At 65.4% G+C, this 16497-nt stretch carries 15 protein-coding genes; 7 read left to right on the top strand and 8 right to left on the bottom strand.

All coding sequences use genetic code 11. The features are described from left to right. Nucleotides 1-22 precede the first annotated feature (22 nt). From prfA to GRI59_RS02905, 6 genes are all read left to right on the top strand, one after another. The gene (gene prfA, locus GRI59_RS02930) at nt 23-1090 is read left to right on the top strand and encodes a peptide chain release factor 1 (RefSeq protein ID WP_160759694.1); all 1068 of its coding nucleotides are present in this window, start codon (nt 23-25) and stop codon (nt 1088-1090) included. 115 nt (nt 1091-1205) lie between these two features. Further along, a complete protein-coding gene (gene prmC, locus GRI59_RS02925) occupies nt 1206-2039 on the top strand; it encodes a peptide chain release factor N(5)-glutamine methyltransferase (RefSeq protein WP_160759693.1) in 834 nt (277 codons plus the stop codon). Nucleotides 2040-2313: 274 nt separating this feature from the next. Further along, nucleotides 2314-3165 carry a DUF4167 domain-containing protein gene (locus GRI59_RS02920; RefSeq protein ID WP_160759692.1) on the top strand — a complete coding sequence of 284 codons (852 nt, stop codon included), beginning with the start codon at nt 2314-2316 and terminating at the stop codon, nt 3163-3165. A 6-nt stretch (nt 3166-3171) separates the two neighbouring features. Continuing rightward, nucleotides 3172-4782, top strand: coding sequence for an apolipoprotein N-acyltransferase (lnt, locus tag GRI59_RS02915; RefSeq protein WP_160759691.1), 1611 nt, complete (start codon nt 3172-3174; stop codon nt 4780-4782). Nucleotides 4783-4882: 100 nt separating this feature from the next. Continuing rightward, entirely contained in the window at nt 4883-6094 is a 1212-nt protein-coding gene (gene metK, locus GRI59_RS02910) for a methionine adenosyltransferase (RefSeq protein ID WP_160759690.1), read from the top strand. 159 nt (nt 6095-6253) lie between these two features. Next, nucleotides 6254-7444, top strand: coding sequence for a DUF418 domain-containing protein (locus tag GRI59_RS02905; RefSeq protein WP_160759689.1), 1191 nt, complete (start codon nt 6254-6256; stop codon nt 7442-7444). Here the strand turns inward: GRI59_RS02905 and GRI59_RS02900 are convergent. The 8 genes from GRI59_RS02900 to GRI59_RS02865 all read right to left on the bottom strand — a co-directional run bounded on the left by GRI59_RS02900 (nt 7441) and on the right by GRI59_RS02865 (nt 13572). Further along, nucleotides 7441-7884, bottom strand: coding sequence for a hypothetical protein (locus GRI59_RS02900; RefSeq protein WP_160759688.1), 444 nt, complete (start codon nt 7882-7884; stop codon nt 7441-7443). The two genes, GRI59_RS02905 and GRI59_RS02900, sit on opposite strands and share 4 nt — an antisense overlap. Before the next feature lie 57 nt (nt 7885-7941). Beyond that, nucleotides 7942-8340, bottom strand: coding sequence for a hypothetical protein (locus GRI59_RS02895; protein ID WP_160759687.1), 399 nt, complete (start codon nt 8338-8340; stop codon nt 7942-7944). 87 nt (nt 8341-8427) lie between these two features. Further along, nucleotides 8428-8982 carry a GbsR/MarR family transcriptional regulator gene (locus GRI59_RS02890; RefSeq protein WP_337190220.1) on the bottom strand — a complete coding sequence of 185 codons (555 nt, stop codon included), beginning with the start codon at nt 8980-8982 and terminating at the stop codon, nt 8428-8430. 239 nt (nt 8983-9221) lie between these two features. After that, nucleotides 9222-10385, bottom strand: coding sequence for a CaiB/BaiF CoA transferase family protein (locus GRI59_RS02885; RefSeq protein WP_160759686.1), 1164 nt, complete (start codon nt 10383-10385; stop codon nt 9222-9224). Nucleotides 10386-10388: 3 nt separating this feature from the next. After that, nucleotides 10389-11273, bottom strand: coding sequence for an alpha/beta hydrolase (locus tag GRI59_RS02880; RefSeq protein WP_160759685.1), 885 nt, complete (start codon nt 11271-11273; stop codon nt 10389-10391). Further along, nucleotides 11273-11923, bottom strand: a complete 651-nt coding sequence (locus GRI59_RS02875) for a 3-oxoacid CoA-transferase subunit B (RefSeq protein WP_160759684.1) — start codon at nt 11921-11923, stop codon at nt 11273-11275. The genes GRI59_RS02880 and GRI59_RS02875 overlap by 1 nt, the downstream gene beginning before the upstream one ends. A 12-nt stretch (nt 11924-11935) precedes the next feature. Continuing rightward, nucleotides 11936-12850 (bottom strand): hypothetical protein, encoded by a 915-nt coding sequence (locus GRI59_RS02870; protein WP_160759683.1) that lies wholly within the window; start codon nt 12848-12850, stop codon nt 11936-11938. After that, nucleotides 12850-13572 (bottom strand): CoA transferase subunit A, encoded by a 723-nt coding sequence (locus tag GRI59_RS02865; protein ID WP_160759682.1) that lies wholly within the window; start codon nt 13570-13572, stop codon nt 12850-12852. The genes GRI59_RS02870 and GRI59_RS02865 overlap by 1 nt, the downstream gene beginning before the upstream one ends. A 568-nt stretch (nt 13573-14140) precedes the next feature. Between GRI59_RS02865 and GRI59_RS02860 the strand changes: the two genes are divergently transcribed. Further along, nucleotides 14141-16447, top strand: a complete 2307-nt coding sequence (locus tag GRI59_RS02860) for a CDC48 family AAA ATPase (RefSeq protein ID WP_160759681.1) — start codon at nt 14141-14143, stop codon at nt 16445-16447. Nucleotides 16448-16497: the final 50 nt, after the last annotated feature.

Raw genomic sequence — 16497 nt, 5'->3', positions numbered from 1 at the left:
GACGGTGAGTAAGAAAACAGCAATGCAAATCCCCCCCGAACGCCTTGACCAGATCGCGCACCGCTTTGCGGAGCTGGAAGCGCGCATGGCCTCGGGCACGCTGGAAGGTGAGGCCTTCGTGCGCGCCTCACGCGACTATGCGGAACTCGAACCCGTCGCCAAGATCGCCGCCGAGGTGAAATCGGCGCGCGAGGAGATGGCGGGGCTGGCCGAAATGCTCGCCGACCCTGAGATGAAGGCCATGGCCGAAGAGGAACTCGCTCAGATCAAGGCCACGCTGCCCGATCTGGAACGCCGCCTCGCCATTGCGCTGCTGCCGCGTGACAGCGCCGACGCCAAGCCCGCGATGCTCGAAATCCGCGCCGGGACGGGGGGCGATGAAGCCGCGCTGTTCGCGGCTGATCTCTACCGGATGTACGAACGCTACGCCGCCGAACAGGGGTGGAAGGTCGAAGCGGTCAGCATCAATGCCTCGGATATCGGCGGCTTCAAGGAAGTGATCGCCAACGTCACCGGCACCGGCGTGTTCGCCAAACTGAAGTTCGAAAGCGGCGTCCACCGCGTCCAGCGCGTCCCCGTGACCGAAAGCGGCGGGCGCATCCACACCTCGGCCGCGACCGTGGCGGTGCTGCCCGAGCCGGACGAGGTGGATGTCTCGATCGAGGAGAAAGACCTCAAGATTGATGTCTACCGCGCGTCAGGTGCAGGCGGTCAGCACGTCAACACCACCGATTCGGCGGTGCGCATCACTCACCTGCCGACTGGCACGGTCGTCACCTGTCAGGACGGCCGGAGCCAGCACAAGAACAAGGAAAAGGCGATGCAGGTGCTGCGCACGCGGCTCTACGATGCCCAGCGCGAAGCCACCCAGGGCGCCGAGGCCGAAGCGCGCAAGGCGATGGTCGGTTCTGGCGACCGCTCGGAGCGCATCCGCACCTATAACTTCCCCCAAGGCCGCGTCACCGATCACCGCATCGGGCTGACGCTGCACAAGCTGGAGGAAGTGCTCGCCGGGGCTGGGCTTGGCGAAATGATCGACGCGCTAATCGCCGAGGATGAGGGCAAGCGCCTGGCGGCGCTGGCGGAATAGACCCAAACCTCGCATAGACTCCGTTCGTGCTGAGCTTGTCGAAGCACCGCTCTTCTTTTTTGCGTGCGAGGCCAAAGTGAAGGACGTCCCTTCGACAAGCTCAGGGCGAACGGATGTGGTGGTGGGCGACGCCATCCGCACCGCCGCGACACGCCTGGCCCCCATAAGCGATACCGCCCGGCTCGATGCCGAATTGCTGATGGCCCACGCGCTCGGCCTCACCCGCTCGGATATGCTGCTTAGGGCCATGCGTGAGCCCGCGCCGGAAGGCTTCGCGGCGCTGATCGAACGCCGCGCGGGGCACGAACCGGTCGCCTACATCACCGGCACCGCCGAGTTCTACGGCCTCACGCTGGCCGCCACCCCCGCGACGCTGATCCCGCGCGGTGACAGTGAGACGCTGATCGAAGCGGCGCTCGAACACGTTTGCGAACACGGGGGCGAACAGGGCCGGGTGGTGGACCTTGGCACAGGCTCAGGCGCGCTGCTGCTCGCTATGCTGGCGAACCGCGAAGGCTGGGAGGGGGTCGGCATTGACGCCTCTGAAGACGCGCTGGCAGTGGCGACAGGCAATGCTGCCGCGCTGGGTCTGGCGCATTGCAGCACATGGCATCATCGCAACTGGCACACGCCCGGCTGGGCGGACGATCTGGGCACCTTCGACCTCGTCCTGTGCAACCCGCCCTATGTCGAGGCGGACGCGCAGCTTGAGCCGCAGGTGCGCGAGCATGAGCCTGCCAGCGCGCTGTTCGCCGGGCCGGAGGGGCTGGACGATTACCGCGTCCTGATCCCGCAATTGCGCGCGCTGCTGAACCCGGATGGCATCGCGATCCTCGAGATCGGGGCGAATCAGGCCGAGGCTGTCGGTGCGCTGGCGGCGGCATCGGGCTTTGCGACGGCGCTGCGCCGCGACCTTGCCGGCCGGCCCCGTGCGCTGATTCTCATCTGACAGAAAAGCAAGGCAGGGCTTGGCAAACCGCTTCGGCATCGCTACGTCCCCGGGAGGCCAGATGATCTGCGAAGGGCGCAAATCGCTGAGCCAAGCTCCTAAACTCAGCTGATTCGGCCGTCAGGGCGTGTCCCCGACTGCGGCAGCGCGGAGCGCGCAGCACGCCCGGCCTGACACAATGTCAGGGCCTGACGTAAGGCGCAGGGACAAGGGGTCTGTTGACCGCGCGTGCAGGCATTTTTTTGCACCGGGTCACTGATAAGGAACTACTTCCTTGAATAATAACAACAATAATAACCGGAATAACCGTCGTCGTGGGCGCGGTAACCGTAATCAGAGCGGCAATGGTGCCCAGCTCAACCGGATTGACAGCCGGGCGCGCGGCAATGCCCCGCAGATGCTCGATAAGTACAAGAAGCTCGCGCAGGACGCCCACCACAATGGCGACCGCGTGCAGATGGAGTACTATCTCCAGTTCGCGGATCACTATTTCCGCGTGATCGCCGACAACAAGGCCCGCGTGGACGAGCAGCGCGGCGGCCCTCGCCGCAATGACGAGCGCGATCAGGCCGAAGAATACGGCGATGACGATATCGATTTCGGCTCCGGCCGTCGCAACGAACAGCCGACCCGCTCGCGCTACGAACAGCTGGACAATGCCCCCCGCTCTGACATGGACGAGGGCGAGCCCGGTCAGGAAGGCGAGAGCTTCCTGAACGATGACCGCGACAACGGGCGCGATGACGGGCGCAACGATGACCGCAATGATGATCGCGGCGACCGTCAGCCGAATGCGCGTCGCCAGCCGCGTAAGCCCAGAGAGGGTGCCCGAGAAGGTGGACGTGACGACAACCGTCAGGACCGCAGCGACCGCGCGCCGCGTGCCGCCCGTCCCGAACGGACCGAGCGCCCCGAACGCAGCGAAAGCCGCCCTGAGCGGGCCGAAGCGCCGCGGGCCGAGAAGCCCGTTGAACCCCGCGCCGAAAAGCCCGTCCGTGCGCGTCGCCCGCGCAAGGTGGCTGATGATGATCGCGCTGTGATCGATTCGTCGATCCTCCCGCCCTCGATCCGTGGGGACGATGGCGGCTCGGGCGAAACCGGCGGCGCGCTCGAAACGGTCGAATAGGCTGCGATGATGGAGCGGCTGGCTGCGGTTGCGGCGCTGATGCAGCGCCGTCCGGCGCTTGCCGCCCTTGCCTTCGGGCTGATCGGGGCCTGCGCCTACCCGCCGCTGCATCTGTGGCCGCTGGGCCTCGCCGCGCTGGCAGGGTTCGTGTGGCTCGTTCACGCCGCGCCCACCAAGCGCGCGGCGTTGTGGATCGGATGGTGTTTCGGCTGGGCGCATCTGACGCTCGCCAACAACTGGATCGCGACCGCCTTTACCCATCAGGCCAAGATGCCCGAGTTCCTCGGCTGGCTGGCGGTGCCGCTGCTGTGCATCTACCTCGCATGGTATCCCGCGCTGGCGGCGCTCGCCGCGCATGGGCTGGCGAAGAAGCGCCCGCTATGGGCCTTCGGGCTGGTGCTGGCAGGTGCGTGGATCGTCACCGAATGGCTGCGCGGCTGGGTGTTCACCGGCTATCCGTGGCCGCCTGTGGGGCTGATGCTGTTGGGCGGGTGGGATACGCCGGGCCTTGCAAGGGTGCTGCCGTTCATGGGCACCTATGCCCTGTCCGGCCTCACAGTGCTGGCGGCGGCTTTGCTGCTGGCCGTGCTCACCGCACGCCGGTGGGTCAATGCGGCAGGTCTGGTGCTGGTGCTGACGGGGCTGATGCTGGCGCCCCATCCCGCTGACGAGCCGACCAAAAAGGGTGTCCGCTACACCCTCGTCCAGCCCTATATCCCGCAATCCGAAATCAACGACGGGTCGAAGTTCGACGAGCAATTTGTCCGCATCGCCCGCCTCACCACCCCGTCGCGCGATCAATCGCGGCTGGTGCTGTGGCCGGAAAGCGCGCTGCCGGACTATCTCGAGGACGGCTATCCTGACCGCTATTATCTCCAGATGACCGCTGGCGGTGATCCCAAGCTGGCGCGGCGGCGCATCGGCACGGTGATCGGCCCGCAATCGACGCTGCTGACCGGCGTGGTGAACCTCAATATCGCGCCGCGTCCCGGCAACGTCCCCGGCGCCGTCAGCGCGCGCAATTCGGTGATGGCGCTGAACGGTGAAGGGCAGATCGTCGGCGGTTACGACAAGGCGCATCTGGTCCCTTACGGCGAATATCTGCCGCTGCGGCCGATCCTTGAACCGCTCGGCCTGTCACGACTGGTCGCTGGCAGCATCGACTACCTGCCCGGCCCCGGCCCGCGCACGCTCGATCTGGGTGTGCACGGCAAGGCGGGGGTGATGATCTGTTACGAGATCGTGTTCTCGGGCGCGGTGGCGGACAAGGCGAATCGCCCGGACTATATCTTCAACCCTTCCAATGACGGCTGGTTCGGCTGGTGGGGGCCGCCGCAGCACCTCGCGCAGGCGCGGATGCGCGCGGCCGAGGAGGGCCTGCCGGTGCTACGCTCGACCACCACCGGCATCAGCGCGGTGATCGACGCGGACGGCGTGGTGCGCGGGCATATCGCCACGGGCAAGGCCGACAAGCTGGAAGGCTTCATCCCCAAGGCCAACGCGCCGACGCTGTTCGGCCAGTGGGGCCACGCCCTGACGCTTGCCTGGGCGGCGCTGTTCATCGCACTGGGCCTGGGACTGCCGAGAGTGCTTGCGCTCACCCGCGTGCGCGGCTAGGGCGGTCAGTAAGAAAGCGGGACATAAAGGTTTCCTTATATCTCTATAAGACAACCTTCGCGCCCACCCTGATCCGCACTCTCCAGCCCCCGGAGTATTCATGCGCAACGACTATCTCTTCACCTCGGAAAGCGTGTCCGAAGGCCACCCCGACAAGGTTGCCGACCAGATTTCGGACGCGATCGTCGACCTGTTCCTGTCGAAAGACCCCGAAGCGCGCATCGCCTGCGAAACGCTGACCACCACCCAGCTGGTAGTCCTCGCCGGTGAAATCCGCTGCAAGGGCGTGTTCGAGAACAATGAATGGGCGCCCGGCGCTCAGGAAGAAATCGAAGCCACGGTGCGCGCCACCGTGAAGCGCATCGGTTACGAGCAGGACGGCTTCCACTGGGAAAAGTTCGAATTCATCAACCGCCTGCACGGCCAGTCGGCGCACATCGCGCAGGGTGTGGACGCCGGCGAGAACAAGGATGAAGGCGCGGGTGATCAGGGGATCATGTTCGGTTATGCCACCGACGAAACCCCCGGTCTGATGCCCGCCACGCTCTATTACAGCCACAAGATCCTCGAGCGCATGGCGGCTGATCGCCACTCGGGCGCGGCACCCTTCCTCGAGCCTGATGCCAAGAGCCAGGTGACGCTGCGATACGAGGGTTCGCTGCCGGTGGCCGCGACCGCCGTCGTCGTCTCGACCCAGCACAAGCCGGGCTATGACGAGAACAATCCGGCCAAGCAGGCCGAGCTTGAAGCCTATGTGAAGAAGGTGATCGCCGACGTGATCCCGCCGGTTCTCCTGCGTGAGACCGAATACTTCATCAACCCGACCGGCACGTTCGAAATCGGCGGGCCGGATGGCGACGCCGGGCTGACCGGCCGCAAGATCATCGTCGACACCTATGGCGGCGCGGCTCCGCATGGCGGCGGTGCCTTCAGCGGCAAGGACCCGACCAAGGTTGACCGGTCGGCGGCCTACATCACCCGCTATCTTGCCAAGAACGTGGTGGCGGCAGGTCTTGCCACGCGCTGCACCATCCAGATTGCCTATGCGATCGGCGTGTCGAAGCCGCTGTCGCTCTATGTCGACACGCATGACACCGGCACGGTGGGCGACGACAAAATCGAACAGGCGATCCTCGGCATTGCCAAGCTCGGCGGCCTGACCCCGCGCAGCATCCGCACGCACCTTGGCCTCAACAAGCCGATCTACCAGCCGACCGCCGCCTATGGCCATTTCGGCCGCGCGGCAGAGGGCGACTTCTTCCCGTGGGAGCGGCTCGATCTGGTTGCAGATCTGAAGGCAGCGCTGGGCTGATTTTTCGCCGCTTCCACCGTTCGCCCTGAGCCTGTCGAAGGGCTGCTTTCTTCTTTTGTCGGCTGCTCGAGGCCGCTGAAGGAAAGGACAGTCCTTCGACAGGCTCAGGACGAACGGAAGTAGGTTAGATGTTCCTGCACTTGCGTTAGAGTGGTGCTTATGACGCCGCCCACCCCCACACCCCGCATCCTCGCGCTTGATGCGCTGCGGGGACTTGCTGTGATTGGGATCGTGGGCATGAATGTCCACGCCTTCGCGCTGCCGGGGCCAGCCTATTACAATCCGCTGTCCTACGGCGCGACGAGCCCGCTGGATTACTGGGTGTGGCTGGGGAGCTTCGTCTTTATCGAAGACAAGTTCCGCACGCTGTTCGCGATGCTATTCGGCGCTGGGTGCTTGATCCTGATTGAGCGGAGCGGCGCTGCACCGTGGCGGGCGCATTACGCGCGCACAGCGGTGCTGCTGGCGATTGGTCTCGCGCACGCGACCCTGCTCGCCAGCAATGATGTTTTGCGCGCCTATGCGCTGGCGGGAATGGCGCTGCCGCTGCTGGCGGGGTTATCGGCGCGGGCGCTGATCAACGTCGCGCTTGGCTTGCTCTTGGTTCACGTTGCCCTGGGCTTGGTCGCGCTGGGTGCCCCTTTGGTGGCATATCACGTGGGGCAGGGCGGGCATGATGCGCTGCTGTGGGCCGAGCGGCAGTTCGGCCGCGATGCGCCGACGATTGCGATGCTGCTCGAACAGGGCCGTGAGGGGCTGGCGGAGCGGATCGCGCGTCGCAGCCTCGGCATTCCGGCGCAGCTGAAGGCGGTCGCGGCGTCGCTGCCGCTCAACCTGTCAGCCATCGCGCTCGGCATGGGACTTTGGCGGGGCGGAATGCTGAAGGGCGAATGGCGGACGTTCCGGCTGCAACGGATCGCAGGACTATCGGCGTTGGTGGCGCTGCCGGGGCTGTTGCTGCTGGCGGTGTGGCTGGTGCGAACCGGCTTTCCCGCGCCGCTGGTCGGGCCGGTGGCGCTGGTGCTGTCGGCCCCGTTCGACATGGCTCTGGCGCTGAGTTACGCCGCGCTGGCAATGGCGTTTCTGAACAAGGATAGCGGTTTAACCCGCAGGCTGGCGATGGTGGGCCGATTGTCGCTGACGAATTATCTGATGACCAGCGTGATCCTGTCCGCGATCTTCGCCAGCTGGGGGCTGGGGCTGTTTGGCGAGGTCACCCGCTGGCAATCCCTCGCGCTCGGGCTGGTGCCGGTGGCGGCGATGCTGGCGTGGTCGCCGTGGTGGGTGGCCCGCATTGGCCAAGGTCCGTTCGAACGGCTGTGGCGCGCGGGCGCAGGGGCCTTGTCCTAAAGGGCGTCCTGCGCCTCGCGCGGCGCCTCGCGCCAGCGGCCCCAGCTGGTGCCGGTGACGAGGCCCGCGAAGGCGCCGGGCGCGGCGAAAAAAAGGCTTTCCCCGAACATGACCTCGCCAGCCAGAAGCCAGATGATGGCGGGCGGCACAAGAGCGCCAAGGGCCAGCCCTGTCACAGCATAGGCCAAGCTATTCTCTCGATCCATGACGGACAGCAGCGCGGTCAGCGGTAGGCCGCATAGCAGCGCCGCGCCCAATACCATCGACCCGGACAACATCAGCGGGTAGGCCAGAAGACTGGCAATCTCGCCAATGCTGCCATAACCGGCCATCAATGTAGCAAGCGACATCGGGATAATCAGCAGCGCCATATAGGGCGTGGCGCCCGCCAGCGTCCCCCAGCCGACAGCGCGGGCGAAGGCGATCAAAGCGTTGGTCATGGCAGCCTCCTCGCAAGCGGAGGGGGCGGCGCGAAGGCCGCCCCCTTGGCGGGTTGATCAGGCCTCGGGGCCAGCAGGCCGTGCGGCGGCCGCCCATTGTTCCTCGCGGAACCAGGTGCCGACCTTGCGGCCGAACTTGGCGATGGCGTTCATGTTGAAGAAGTGCATGAAGCCGAGCGCCACCACCACGATGCCGATCTTGGTCGAGAGGAAGCGGATCACATCCGCCGCATCTTCGGGCGAGGCGCCGAAGCGCAGGGTCAGCAGGATCCAGCCGAGATTGACGAGGTAGAAGCCTACCACCAGCAGGTGATTGGTCGATTCCGCTAGCGTCCGGTCATGGCCGAAGCATTCGACGAGGAAGACGAGGCCGTTTTTCGAAAGCGTCTGAGCGACCCAGATGGTCAGGCCGATGCTGACGATCAGGTAGGCGACATAGGCATAGATATCGTACATCTTCTTCTCCTGTTGTTTCTGGAAGTTCCGAAATTACTTCACGTGGATGTGCTCCTAGAGGGGGTTCTCCTTCGTCAGGGGTTCAGATCAAGATTTCTCGCCGCCGCCCATACCCGGCAGGAAGCGGGCGATGCCGCGGCCGAGCTTCATCAGCCGCACCAGCGTCGGCTTGGGCAGGTGGCGCACGTCGGCATACCAGCCGGTCAGCGTGCCGATGAATTCGTGCATCCGCCCGATCCGCTCACGCACATGGGGCGGCACTTCGCCGCGCGCCTTGATGCTGTCGGACAGTTCGCCGAGCAGGCGGATGGTCGGGTCAAGCTCGCGCTTCTTGCGCTCCTCGGCAAGGCGCATCAGCACCTCCCACAGGTCGGTCTCAGCAACGAAATGGTCGCGCCGGTCGCCCTCGATATGGACGCGGCGAACGATGCCGTAGGATTGCAGCTCCTTCAGCCCGGTCGAGACATTGGAGCGGGCAAGGCCGAGCACCTCGGTGATTTCCTCGGCATGAAGCGGCCCGTCGCTGAGATAGAGCAGCGCGTGGATCTGCGCGACCGAGCGGTTCACGCCCCAGGCGCTGCCCATCTCCCCCCAGTGGAGGATGAAGGCGCGGGCCTCGGGAATGTCCATCAGATCGGCCACGACTCGCAGCTCCTTTCTTGATTTCTGAAAATACAGAAATCGGAGATGGAGGCAAGTGCAATCCGTTCAGGGGGCGGTTTGCGCGGCTTTCCTACGCCCGCGCCGGGTGGCAGGTTGGTGCGGATGATACGTCTTGCCTGCCCTTCCCCCATGTCCGTAATCGAGGGGGTTAGCGGGGCAGGTTTTCTGCTTCTGGACAGTGTCTCATGTGTCTCCAACACGGCCCCCGCGCGGCACCGTCAGCCGTGCTCTCCGTGGATCGGGGAGGGCCGGTCGAGCGCGAGTTCCGCGTCCGAGAAGGTGAAGGGACTGCGCACCCCTGCCATCCCGCCCAGCTCCACCCGCATCCCGCGCGCGACGATCTGTGGATCGGCGAAGACCTCGTCCAAGCGGTTGATCGGCCCGGCAGGCACGCCCGCGGCATGGCAGGCATCGAGCAAGCCCTGCTTGGTCCAACCCGCCGTCGCTGCCGCGATTTCGGCATCCAGCTCCTTGGCATTCGCCGTCCGGTCGCCATTGGCGGCAAAGCGCGGGTCGGTGACAAGGTGGCTCAGCTCCAGCACCGCCATCAGCTTGTGGAACAGCCCGTCATTGGCAGGGGCGAGGATCACGTGACCGTCACTCACCGCGAACACCCCGTAAGGCGCAACCTGCGCATGGGCATTGCCCATGCGGGGCGGGTTGTGGCCGGTGGTGAACAGGTAGGTCGCCTGATTGGCGAGCAACCCGACCGAGCAATCGAGCAGGCTCAGATCGACCTGCTGGCCCCTCCCCTGCATTGGGCCCGTTCGCGCCCGCATCAACAGCGCCGCCTGCACGCCGTTGGCAGCCCAGACGCCGGTCGCCAAGTCGCTGATCGAAATGCCCATCTTGACCGGATGCCCTTCCGGCTCGCCGGTGAGCGACATCAGCCCGCTCATGCCTTGGGCGACGAAGTCATACCCAGCCTCATGCGCCCTCGGCCCGGTCTGGCCAAAGCCGGTTATCGAGCAATAGACGAGGCCAGGATTGGCAGCGGCAAGGCTGGCGTAGTCGAGCTCGAACTTGGCGAGGCTGCCGGTCTTGAAGTTCTCGATCACCACGTCGGCTTCGGCGCACAAGCCGCGCACGCGCGCGAGGTCATCGACGTCTCCGAAGTCCGCGATGATCGAGCGCTTGCCGCGATTGCAGGCGTGGTAATAGGCGGCCTCGCGGTGGACGCGGCCCTCGGCGTCGGTGCGCTCCACCCACGGCGGCCCCCACAGCCGCGTGCCGTCGCCCTCGGGGCTTTCGACCTTGATGACGTCAGCGCCAAGGTCGGCGAGGATCTGTCCGCAGAACGGCCCGGCCAGCACCCGCGCGAGCTCCACCACCTTGAGGCCGGCGAGCGGCGCGTTGGAGTTGCGGGGTTCGGCCAGCCACATCGCCTATTCCGCCATCCGTGCCTTGAGGAAGGCCACGCTATCGGCCAGCACCGGGCCCTTGCTGCGGAACGGGACCGAAAGCGCCATCACGATCTCCTCGTGATCGAGCGGGCCGTAGTTCTTGACCTCCACCTGCGCGCCCAACTCGCGCAGCTTCGCCCCGAGGTTGTTGGCGTTTCTGGGACGGACCGTCTCGTCACCGTCGGATGTTACCAGCAGCAAGGGCGGCGCATCGGCGCGAGCGAAAGTGATCGGCTGCGTCGCCTCGGGCTGCGGCCATTCACTGAACGCCGCGATCGAGCGCGGACTGTCGAAGGGATAGAAGTCATAGGGCCCGGACAGGCCGACCGCCGCCTTCACATTGGCCGGAACGGCCCCAGCCGCCACCAACCGCTTGCTGTCCAGCGCAAGCATGATCGCCTCGTAAGCCCCGGCGGAGTGGCCCATGAAGGCGAGGCGTTTCGGATCGCCGCCGAACTGCGCGATGTTGTCCTCGACCCACGCAACCGCCTCGGCCCCGTCATCAAGGAAGGCGGGGAAGTGGACCTGAGGCACCTTGCGATAGTCCGGGATCACCACCAGGAACCCTGCCCGCGCCAGCGCTCTCCCGGCAAAGGCGTAGGAGGTGCGGTCGCCCTTGGCCCAGCCGCCGCCGTACCAGAAGATCACGACCGGCCGCGCCGCGCCGCCAGCCCCTTCGGGCGCCCAGATATCGAGCGTCTGCCCGTGACTGCCGAAAGCGACGCCCTCGGCCAACTGCTGCGCACCCGCCGTCCCGCCGCGCGCCCTGTCATAGAGCGAAAGCAGCCGCGGGGGCGAGGTGAAGGCGAGCATGCTGCCGATCACGAGAACCAGCGCGAACAGCCCGAGCGCAATGCCACGGCGCATCAGACCACGTAATGCGCAGTGGTGGTCGCGCCGATGTCCGCCTCAGTCACGCCCGGCGCCATCTCGATCAGACGGAACGGCGAATTGTGGTCGGGGCGCTGGAACACCGCGAGATTGGTGATCACCATGTCGACCACGCCTGCGCCGGTCAGCGGCAGGGTGCAGGCCGGAATGAACTTGGGCGTCCCGTCCTTTGACGTGTGGTCCATCACCACGATGATCTTCTTGACCCCCGCGACCAGATCCATCGCGCCGCCCATGCCCTTGATCATCTTGCCCGGGATCATCCAGTTGGCGATGTCGCCGTTCTCGGCGACTTCCATCGCACCCAGCACGGTGAGATCGATATGCCCGCCGCGGATCATCGCAAAGCTGGTGGCGCTGTCGAAATAGGCCGAGTGCGGCAGCTCACTGATAGTCTGCTTGCCCGCGTTGATGAGGTCAGGATCGACCTCATCGTCATAGGGGAAGGGCCCGATGCCGAGCATCCCGTTCTCGCTCTGCAACGTCACCATCATCCCGTCGGGGATGTGGTTGGCCACCAAGGTCGGAATGCCGATGCCGAGATTGACGTAATAGCCGTCCTTCAGCTCGCGCGCGGCGCGGGCCGCCATCTGGTCGCGGTTCCAGCCGGTGGGGAGCGTGGTCATGTCCTTGTGCCTTTACTTGCCCGGCAGCTGTTCGATCAGGAACCAGCCGTTGCCGATGATCGGCTCCAGATCTTCACCTGATTCGGAGCTGCGCAGATAATTGTAGCGGTCGTCGAAATCGGCACGCTCGTCCCCTGCGATGGCGATGATGCAGGTGATACCGGCAAGATTGTCCCGGCGTTGCTGCTTGGTGTCGGCTTCGTTCCGGCGCAGCGAGATGATGTCCTCTCCGCGCGGGTCGAGCCCGGCCTGTTCAAGCATTGTGCGTACGGCGCCCGATTCGATAACGGAAAGGTCGGATAGCCAGGCAATTTCCACCCCGGCTTCTCGCAGCACTGCAAGACCGAGCGCGAGGCCCGGCTGCTTCGTGGGCGTGGCTGAGGGGGCGAAGATGCCGCCCGCCGGATCGAGATCGATCAGCGCAATCTGCTGCTCGTCCGCAGCGCAGCGGCGGCGCTTGCCATCAAGCGCGATCGGATCGCTGAGGATTGCCGAAGGCAGGTCAGCGCCGCTCTTGGCTCCGATGGCCGACGTCTGGGCGTAGCGCACAAAGCGGGCGAAGCTTAATTGGCCGGACGTCAAGGGCCAGGCGGGATCGGGATCGGCGGCGCTCACCGGCGGCATGACCCAAGCGGGAGCCGGATCGGGAAGCGGAGCCTTGGGTATGATTGCGACTGGCACGGGCGCCAGCGCGGGGGTCACCGTATCCGCGGTCATCACCGGCAACGTCGGCACCTGAACAGGCTTGATCACTGAAGCAGGCGTGGGTGCCGCGGCCACCGCAGACGCAACCTTGCCATCCCTGTCGAGCACGCGCGTGCCGAACATCGCCGACCCCGCCAGCGCCGGAATCGCCGCCGCGACGCAGCCCGACAATGTTGTCCCCGCCAACAACGCCAGCGGCAGGACTACAATCCTCTTGTCCATTATGCCGCCTCCCTCTCCCGGACGGTGCGGAACTCAATCTTCTTATCATAGGGCGCGCCGCAGACAATCCGGTTGACGAAGACGCCCGCCAGATGGATTTGATCGGGGTCGAGCGCGCCTGCCGGCACCACTTCCTCGACCTCGGCAACGCAGATCTTGCCGCAGGTCGCCGCGGGCAGGTTGAAGTTGCGCGCGGTCTTGCGGAAGATGAGGTTGCCGGTCTCGTCCGCCTTCCACGCTTTGACGATGGCGAGGTCGGCGAAGATGCCGTGTTCGAGGATGTAGGTCTGCATCACCCCGTCACGATCGGTGAAGTCTTTGTGCTCCTTGCCCTGTGCGACTTCGGTGCCGACGCCGGTACGGGTGTAGAAGCCGGGGATGCCCGCGCCGCCCGCCCGCATCCGTTCGGCGAGCGTCCCTTGGGGGCAGAACTCGACCTCAAGTTCGCCTGCGAGATATTGTCGTTCGAACTCCTTGTTCTCGCCGACATAGGAGCTGATCATCTTCTTGACCTGCCGCGTGCGCAGCAGCTTTCCGATGCCTTCGTTGTCGATCCCGGCATTGTTGCTGGCGAAGGTGAGGCCCTTAACGCCCGAATCGCGGATCGCATCCAGCAGCCGCTCGGGCAGTCCGCACAGGCCGAAGCCTCCTGCGGCAATCAGCATATCATCGCGCAGCACGCCGGCGAGCGCGCTGGCGGCGTCGGGATAGAGCTTGGTCATCGGGCCTGTCTGCCTTTTGTAGTCGTGGGCAAGGTCAATCCCTCCGCTCGGGATCGAGGCCGTGACTAGAGCGTTACCGGGCTGCTGTCACGCCCACCTGAGGGGTGAAGTCGAATCGCGGTTCATGTTGCGTCGCAATACCGTCACACTCCAGAAATCTGCCCAATTTTTGAGCGACTGCCGCCACTTTGGGCAGAAATTTGCAAGATTGCGCACGAACCGGCACATTCTCGGGAGTTATTTGCGTTCTTTGCAATAAAAAACGCTTCTTTCGCACTTGCACAATGGAGCCGGATGCGCCATTTAGAACCTGCCTTTCAGGCATCCTCTCCCAAACTTTTCAAGCCCGGCACCTAGTGCCGGGCTTTTTTCTTGCCCGGCACAAGATCGCAGGCGAGGGCGCGCCGGGCTTTTTTCTTGTCCGCTCGCGATGCCTCGCCGCGCGCTGGCCTGAAGCCGCCTGCCCTACGTCCGCCCCTGTCGGCCAACCCTCCGATTGCATTCGATTGCCGCCGTTCCTAGCTATCGGTCTCGCAAATGAATCCCTTCGCATGCACAGGAACGCCCCATGGCTGACGCCGAAATCGCCACACCCACCCGCAGCGTGCGGTTACAGGTTGCCCCAGCGCGCCAGGAAGAATCGGGAGCCGGGATCGCGCGGATGCCGCGTTCGGCCTTCCAGAAGCTCGGGATTACCGAGGGCGATGTGGTCGAAATCCGCGGTAGGCGCACCACCGCCGCGATCGCGATGGCAGCCTATCCGGAGGACGACGCGCTGGATGTGGTGCGGCTTGACGGTTTGCAGCGCGGCAATGCGCAGGGCGGATCGGGTGAGCATGTCGAGATCGTGCGCGGCGAATCACGCCCAGCTACCCGCGTAGTGTTCGCCCCGGCCCAGCGCGAAATGCGGCTGCACGGGCCGACGCAGGCGTTGAAGCGCAACTTCTTCCGCCGTCCGCTGATGGCGGGCGATCTGGTTGCCACCACCGGGCAGCAGCCGGTGCAGAACATGCCCGCCGACGTGCGGCAATTGTTGCGCGCGCCCGCCTATGCCTTGACCCAGATCCGCCTCACCGTAGCCTCGACCAGCCCCAAGGGCATCGTCCATATCGACGAGAATACCGAGGTCGAACTGCGCGCCGAGTTCGAAGATCCGAGCCATGGCCGCGCGGTCGTGAACTATGACGATGTCGGCGGGATGGAGGAGACCATCCGGGCCTTGCGCGAAATGGTCGAACTGCCGCTGCGCTATCCCGAACTGTTCATCCGCCTCGGCGTCGAACCGCCCAAGGGCGTACTGCTCCACGGCCCGCCGGGCACCGGTAAGACCCGGCTCGCGCAAGCCGTTGCGAATGAAAGCGACGCCGAGTTCTTCACCATCAACGGCCCGGAAATCATGGGCTCGGGCTATGGCGAATCGGAAAAGCGCCTGCGCGAAGTGTTTGAGGAGGCCAGCCGCGCTGCGCCTGCGATCATCTTCATCGACGAGATCGATTCCATCGCTCCCAAACGCACGCAGGTGCCGGGCGAGGCGGAGAAGCGACTGGTCGCGCAGCTGCTCACCCTGATGGACGGGCTGGAGAAGCGCGCCAATCTGGTGGTGATCGCCGCCACCAATCGCCCTGACGCGATCGACGAGGCGCTGCGCCGTCCGGGCCGGTTCGACCGTGAAATCGTGATCGGCGTGCCTGACCAGCGCGGGCGGCGGCAGATTTTCGGCATCCACACCCGCGGAATGCCGCTGGAAGGCGCGGTTGATCTCGATGAGCTTGCCCGTGTGACCCACGGCTTTGTCGGCGCGGATATCGCCGCGCTGGCGCGTGAGGCCGCGATCGAATCCGTGCGCCGGATCATGCCGCGGCTCAATCTTGATGAGCGGACAATCCCGCCCGAAGTGCTCGAAGACCTGTGCGTGTCGCGCGACGACTTCCTCAGCGCGTTGAAGCGGGTTCAGCCTTCGGCGATGCGCGAGGTGATGGTGCAGGTGCCCAATGTCGGCTGGGACGATATTGGCGGCGCGAGCGAGGCGACCGACAAGCTGCGCGAAGGGATCGAGCTCCCGCTTAAGAACCCCGAGGCGTTCCGGCGGCTTGGCATCCGCCCGGCCAAGGGGTTCCTGCTCTACGGCCCGCCCGGCACCGGCAAGACCTTGCTGGCCAAGGCCGTCGCCAAGGAGGCTGAGGCGAACTTCATCTCGATGAAGTCGAGCGACCTGCTCTCCAAGTGGTACGGTGAGAGCGAACAGCAGATCGCCCGCCTCTTCGCCCGCGCCCGCGCGGTGGCCCCCTGCGTGGTGTTCATCGACGAGATTGATTCGCTGGTTCCCGCACGTGGCTCAGGCCAGGGCGAACCGCAGGTGACGGGCCGAGTGGTCAACACCATCCTCGCCGAAATGGACGGGCTGGAGGAGCTGCAATCGGTGGTCGTGATCGGCGCGACCAACCGGCCGACGCTGGTCGATCCGGCGTTGCTGCGGCCCGGCCGCTTCGACGAGCTGGTCTATGTCGGCACCCCGGACAAGGCGGGGCGCGAGCATATTCTCGGCATTCACACCGCCAAGATGCCGCTCGCCAAGGACGTCGATCTGGCGTTGCTATCAGGCAAGACCGAGCGCTTCACCGGCGCGGATCTCGAAGATCTGGTGCGCCGCGCGGGCCTTTCCGCGCTGCGACGCCTGGGCGGAGATGTCACCGAAGTTGCGGCGCAGGACTTCGAGGCCGCGCTGCTAGATTCACGCGCCACGGTCACGGTCGAGATGGAGGATGAATACAAGAAGATGCGCGGCGAGCTGAAAAAACGCGCCGCCGCCGTGCAGCCGATCGGCTTCTTCCCGCCGGAGACGCTAACCCCGACGCGGGATAAGAAGCACGATTGACCGGCGCGCGCCGTGTTTCCTACATGGCGCGCGCGGCTTAGGGGGAGAGC

It is taken from the genome of Erythrobacter ramosus, assembly GCF_009828055.1.
Taxonomy (GTDB): Bacteria; Pseudomonadota; Alphaproteobacteria; order Sphingomonadales; family Sphingomonadaceae; genus Erythrobacter; species Erythrobacter ramosus.
This window is presented reverse-complemented; position numbering and strand designations above follow the sequence as displayed.

Bases quoted from the DNA above. Each gene is read 5' to 3' on its own strand.
- prfA (WP_160759694.1), top strand. From the start codon at position 23: ATGCAAATCCCCCCCGAACGCCTTGACCAGATCGCGCACCGCTTTGCG.
- lnt (WP_160759691.1), top strand. From the start codon at position 3,172: ATGATGGAGCGGCTGGCTGCGGTTGCGGCGCTGATGCAGCGCCGTCCG.
- metK (WP_160759690.1), top strand. From the start codon at position 4,883: ATGCGCAACGACTATCTCTTCACCTCGGAAAGCGTGTCCGAAGGCCAC.
- GRI59_RS02905 (WP_160759689.1), top strand. From the start codon at position 6,254: ATGACGCCGCCCACCCCCACACCCCGCATCCTCGCGCTTGATGCGCTG.
- GRI59_RS02900 (WP_160759688.1), bottom strand. From the start codon at position 7,884: ATGACCAACGCTTTGATCGCCTTCGCCCGCGCTGTCGGCTGGGGGACG.
- GRI59_RS02895 (WP_160759687.1), bottom strand. From the start codon at position 8,340: ATGTACGATATCTATGCCTATGTCGCCTACCTGATCGTCAGCATCGGC.
- GRI59_RS02885 (WP_160759686.1), bottom strand. From the start codon at position 10,385: ATGTGGCTGGCCGAACCCCGCAACTCCAACGCGCCGCTCGCCGGCCTC.
- GRI59_RS02880 (WP_160759685.1), bottom strand. From the start codon at position 11,273: ATGCGCCGTGGCATTGCGCTCGGGCTGTTCGCGCTGGTTCTCGTGATC.
- GRI59_RS02875 (WP_160759684.1), bottom strand. From the start codon at position 11,923: ATGACCACGCTCCCCACCGGCTGGAACCGCGACCAGATGGCGGCCCGC.
- GRI59_RS02870 (WP_160759683.1), bottom strand. From the start codon at position 12,850: ATGGACAAGAGGATTGTAGTCCTGCCGCTGGCGTTGTTGGCGGGGACA.
- GRI59_RS02865 (WP_160759682.1), bottom strand. From the start codon at position 13,572: ATGACCAAGCTCTATCCCGACGCCGCCAGCGCGCTCGCCGGCGTGCTG.
- GRI59_RS02860 (WP_160759681.1), top strand. From the start codon at position 14,141: ATGGCTGACGCCGAAATCGCCACACCCACCCGCAGCGTGCGGTTACAG.